The sequence below is a fragment of the Methylobacterium amylolyticum genome (assembly GCF_030700245.1).
Lineage (GTDB): Bacteria > Pseudomonadota > Alphaproteobacteria > Rhizobiales > Beijerinckiaceae > Methylobacterium.
Genome location: NZ_JAUYZI010000117.1, coordinates 1 through 4,617 on the forward strand (window position 1 = coordinate 1; position 4,617 = coordinate 4,617).

Consider the following 4,617-nt stretch of genomic DNA (forward strand, 5'->3'; position numbering starts at 1 on the left):
AAAACGTATGGCCCGCCCCGTCCGCAAGTGGCTCTGGATCCGCTGGTCTGAGCAGTCTGCATAAACGTATCCGGCCTTTCGGCGGAGCCGTTGGCCAAGATGGAGATCCGCGCATTCCGGGCCTCATAAAGGGGACGGCGTCGAGCGCCATTTTACGGGAGAGGCTTCCAGAACACCGGTCGACTGTCAGGCCATCTTCTTCTCACCGCCCGCAGACATCGGAAGGCCAGCGCATGTTCCGCCGGCCGAACTCGGATCAGGCGGCGACCGCCGCCGGCTCGTAGACCCGCCCGTGGCGCAGCAACGCCCAGACGATGCGGGCGATCTTGGCGGCCAGCGCCACCACCGCCGTGTTGACGTGCGCCCGCGCCAGCAACCCGCGCAGCCATTGCCCGAGATGGGTGTCGCTCTGCCGCAACGAGGGCAGCGCGGCGCGCGCGCCCTGGATCAGCGTCTTGCGCAGGTACTTGCTGCCGCGCTTGGTGATGCCGACGAGCCGGGGCTTCCCACCTGTCGTCACCTGCCGCGGCACGAGGCCGAGCCAAGCCGCTAGGTCGCGCCCGCGGGCGAAGGTCGTCACATCGCCGATGGCTGCAACCAGCGCGGTCGCGTTGAGCGCGCCGATCCCCGGGATGGTGGTCAGCCGGCGTGCGTCCGCGTCCGTGCGGGCCTGCTCGGCGAACTCAGCGTCCAGCGCGGCGATGCGCCGGTCGAGGCCCTGCCAGCGCTCACGTACCTCGGCCACGAGGGCGCGCATGCGTGGCGTGAGCGACGTGCCCGCCTCCATGTCGAGCAACTCGGTCAGACAGGCGGCCAACTTGGCGCGCCCTTGCGCCACGACGTGGCCGCGCTCCAGAAGGATGGCGCGGATCTGGTTCATCAGCGCCGTGCGCTCACCGACGAGTTGGTCGCGCACCCGGTGCAGGGTCTGCACGTCGAGCTGCGCCTCGGTCTTGAGCGCCACGAACCGCATCGTCGGGCGGGTGGCCGCCTCGGCGATGGCCTCCGCGTCGCGATCGTCATTCTTGTGCGCCTTGACGTAGGGACGCACGTACTCCGGCGACATCAGGCGGACCGTGTGGCCCTGCTCGGCCATGGCGCGGCCCATGTGATGGGCACCGCAGCAGGCCTCCATCGCCACGACGCATCCCGGCAGCTTCGCGCCGAAGGCGATCACCCCCTCGCGCCGCATGCGTCGGCGCAGCACGACCCGTCCCGCCGCGTCCAGCCCGACGAGGCTGCAGCTGTTCTTGCCCAGGTCGATCCCGAGAACCGCGATCGTCATCGTCCCGCTCCCTTCCTCTTCTCGGCTCACTGCAAGCCTAACAGTGTAGCCCGGTGAGGGGCGGGCCATCCATAAAGGGGGGCCTGCTACCGGTCCGAACCCGACCGACCGCGGCAAGCCGGGCACGAAACACCACCTCGTCACCGACGCGCGCGGCACGCCCCTCATGGTGAGCCTGTCGAACCATCGGCTTCCGCCTGACCGGCGCCAACCGGCACGACAACGTGATGATGGCCGCGACGCTGGATGCCATTCCACCCCTGCACACCGGACGCCGCGGACGACCCTGGCGGCGGCCGGACAAGCTGCACGCCGACAAGGCCTACGACACCATGGCCCGGCGCCAGGGGTGCCGGGCCCGCGGGATCGTGCCCCGCATCGCACGGCGCGGCATCGAGAGCAGCGAGAAGCTCGGTCGCCACCGCTGGGTCGACGCGGGCGGACCGAGACGTGGCGGAAGCCGCGCGCGTGCAGCAGATCCCCGATCGTGCGCTCGGCCATCACCACGCCGAAGTGCGCCTCCACCGTAATTACCCACGCCCTTGCGTGGGACGGATTTCGCTGATTCTCTCGTGAGATGGGCCGCAGCGACCTTGAACGGCTGAGCCGCGAAGAGCTGATCGAGCTGGTGCTGCGGCTGCAGCGGCCAGAGAAGACCTCACGCACCTCGTCCAAACCGCCCGCGACCGATCGCAAGGAGCAGCGGGAGCACTCCAAGCCGGGCGGCGCCAAGCCCGGTCACAAGGGTCACAGCCGCGTCGTGAGCGACGATCCCGATACGATCGTCCAGCATCGTCCCGAGGCGTGCGCGCGCTGCGGCTCCAGCCTGCACGCCGCTTTTCCAGCGCAGGTCGTCAGCGTCTCCGAGCAGATCGAGCTGCCGGAGGTAACGCCGATCGTGACGCAGCACCGGCGCCTTGCCGTTTGTTGTGCAAGATGTGGGACGCGCGTGATCGCGCCACCGCCCGAAGCGGCGCGTGGCACCCCGTTCGGTCCGCGGCTGCATGCGGTGGCGACGTACCTGAAGACCTTTCAGGCGCTCTCATACGAACGGTTGCAGGCGGCGCTCTCCGACCTGTTCGGCCTCACGCTCAGCCAGGGCGGGCTGATGAACCTGCTCCGCCGCGCGCAAGGCCGCTTCCGCCCAGGGCGCGAGGCGGCGGTGTCGGCCCTACGCCGGGCCACCGTCGTCGCATCGGACGAGACCGGCGTCCGGATCGAGGGCAGCAACGCTTACCACTGGGTGTTCCACGCGGCGGACGCGGTGGTGCACACCGCCTCCCCGACGCGCGGCGCTGTCGTGGTGCGGGAGATGATGGACGGGCACCGACCAGCGGTGTGGATCTCGGATCGCTACACGGCCCAACAAGGCCACGCGGATGAGCACCAGACCTGCTTGGCGCATCTGGCCCGCGATGTTGCCTACGCTGTCGAGGTCAGCGACGATCCCGTCCCCTGGCGCCTGCAACTCTGGCTACAGAGCGTGTTCGCCCTGGCCGAGCGCGTCACTGACTTGGCTGCCTCGACGCTCTCGGCCAAGCGCCGGAGCCTGGATCGGCAACTCGGCGCCATCCTGGCCACGCCGAGCCGCTGTGACCTGAGCCGCGACCTGCAGGCCAAGATCAGCCGCGCGCGCGATCAGCTCCTAGTGTTCCTCGCCTATCCCGGAAAGGTCGAGCCGACCAATAACCGCTCCGAGCGACTGCTTCGTCCGGCCGTCGTGCAGCGGAAGGTGACCAACGGCTACCGCGCCATGTGGGCCGCCACCGGCGAGGCCGACATCCGCACCGTCGTCGACACCGCCCGCCTCACAGGCAGCAGCCCCTTCAGCACCGTCCTCAAAACCATCGGTGCCTGAACACTGCCATCACAGGCCTGGGTAATTACCCTCCACCAACCGCTTGAGGTCGCAGCGGCGCCAGCGCACCACCCCGTCCGCCGCCACGTCCGGACCCGCTTCCACGATCGCGTCGAACTCAGCCCGCTGCGCCGCGCTCAAGGGGCCTGGACGCGCCGGGCGCGACCGATCCAGCAAGCCGGCCACACCGTCCGCGTTGTAGCGGTGAACCCAGTCCCGCAGCGTCTGTCGCTGCATCCCAGCGCTCTCGGCGGCCGCCGTGTGCGTCTCGCCCTCCAGAACGGACGCGTTCGCAAGGCAGCGACGGCCTGGGCCGCATTCCTGCTCGACTGCGCCGCTTGGCGCAGATCCGCCGCTGTGAGATCCAGACGCGTGATCGCAAGGATCATCGGGTTGCTCCCGCCATTTAGCAGGACCGAATCAAATCACTCCAAATCCAGCACGTCATCCAAAACGAGTCGGACACCGTCGCTGCTGGTATTACATGATTTTTGACACATTGAGAAGATTGGAGGTTTTTGGATGCTGTATGATATGCCACCGTAAGCAGATCTTAGTCATGGAGCTGTTGTGTTATCACAAATCGCCGTCGCAATCCTTGACTCGCTGATAGATATTTTTCATGAGATGCATGTCGGAAACTCGCTCGGGCTTCAAGTAAAAGAAATAACGCGGCGTCTTCATCTCCTGCGCCGCGAAGTTTCTTGGACCACAAATCATGCATTCATAGCCAATCGGCTCAAAGCCAATGCGGCGTTTTATGCGAAGCATTATATGCCCGATGGTGGAAATAGAGAATTGCTTGCGCAGAATGATCAGCGCTTGAACAACACCCGTGTTTGCTTCATTGGACTAAGAGAGCGTCTTTTGCTTGAGGCAGAGTTCGCAGGTAAATATGACCCTTTGACTTCAAAGTGGATTGGTTCGTAAGAGTTAATCTTATAATTAGAGCAGCTTCAAGCACGTTGTGGCGTGGCACTGTTTGTGGAGTTCACGTGTGAGAGAATCGGGTGATGCCTTCACCGTCGTTCCTGGATCCGCGTAAGCACGTCGTGGCGGTTCTGGCCGTCGGATCGTCTTGCTAGCAGATTGTCGCGCGCTTCGGGGTCAGCATATTGAGCGTATGCCGCTGGTCGGAGCGCTTCCGCCAGGACGGCCACATCGCCGCCAAGCCGTCGGATAGCGACAAAGCTTCACACTGCAGGCCGTTGCGCGTAAGCGCTCGGCGGCGGGCCTTCCGGTCAGGCAGCGTGAGCGACGGGCGAGGCCGGCGTCCAGTTCCAGGGGAGCAGGTCGGCCAGCCGCTTTGCCGGATGGTCGGCGATGCGGGTGAGCACGTCGCGCAGGTACGCCTCGCTGTCGAGCCCGTTCAGCTTGGCGCTCTCGATCAGGGTGTAGAAGGCGGCAGCGCGCTCGGCCCCGCGCTCCGAGCCGGCGAACAGGTAGTTCTTGCGCCCCACCGCCACGCCGCGCA

General features: G+C 66.3%; 4 protein-coding genes and 2 pseudogenes. 3 read left to right on the forward strand and 3 right to left on the reverse strand.

Annotated elements, in window-relative coordinates:
* Positions 1 to 256: 256 nt before the first annotated feature.
* On the reverse strand, positions 257 to 1,285 hold the full coding sequence (locus Q8W71_RS32435; protein ID WP_305528214.1) for an IS110 family RNA-guided transposase: 1,029 nt from the start codon (positions 1,283 to 1,285) through the stop codon (positions 257 to 259).
* A 73-nt stretch (positions 1,286 to 1,358) separates the two neighbouring features.
* Between Q8W71_RS32435 and Q8W71_RS32440 the strand changes: the two are divergent.
* Together Q8W71_RS32440 and tnpC are read left to right on the forward strand one after the other, a co-directional pair.
* A pseudogene (locus Q8W71_RS32440) lies at positions 1,359 to 1,716 on the forward strand (transposase); the annotation flags it as partial.
* Positions 1,717 to 1,862: 146 nt separating this feature from the next.
* The gene (tnpC, locus tag Q8W71_RS32445; RefSeq protein WP_305529434.1) at positions 1,863 to 3,143 is read left to right on the forward strand and encodes an IS66 family transposase; all 1,281 of its coding nucleotides are present in this window, start codon (positions 1,863 to 1,865) and stop codon (positions 3,141 to 3,143) included.
* A 9-nt stretch (positions 3,144 to 3,152) separates the two neighbouring features.
* Here the strand turns inward: tnpC and Q8W71_RS32450 are convergent.
* A pseudogene (locus tag Q8W71_RS32450) lies at positions 3,153 to 3,440 on the reverse strand (helix-turn-helix domain-containing protein); the annotation flags it as partial.
* A 273-nt stretch (positions 3,441 to 3,713) separates the two neighbouring features.
* Here Q8W71_RS32450 and Q8W71_RS32455 point away from each other — a divergent pair.
* Positions 3,714 to 4,073 carry a hypothetical protein gene (locus Q8W71_RS32455; protein WP_305529435.1) on the forward strand — a complete coding sequence of 120 codons (360 nt, stop codon included), beginning with the start codon at positions 3,714 to 3,716 and terminating at the stop codon, positions 4,071 to 4,073.
* A 311-nt stretch (positions 4,074 to 4,384) separates the two neighbouring features.
* On the opposite strand, the gene Q8W71_RS32460 is transcribed toward Q8W71_RS32455, so the two are convergent.
* Positions 4,385 to 4,617: transposase domain-containing protein (locus Q8W71_RS32460; RefSeq protein ID WP_305529436.1), on the reverse strand; the 233-nt coding region annotated here is incomplete at its 5' end.

Bases quoted from the DNA above. Each gene is read 5' to 3' on its own strand.
- tnpC (WP_305529434.1), top strand. From the start codon at position 1,863: ATGGGCCGCAGCGACCTTGAACGGCTGAGCCGCGAAGAGCTGATCGAG.
- Q8W71_RS32435 (WP_305528214.1), bottom strand. From the start codon at position 1,285: ATGACGATCGCGGTTCTCGGGATCGACCTGGGCAAGAACAGCTGCAGC.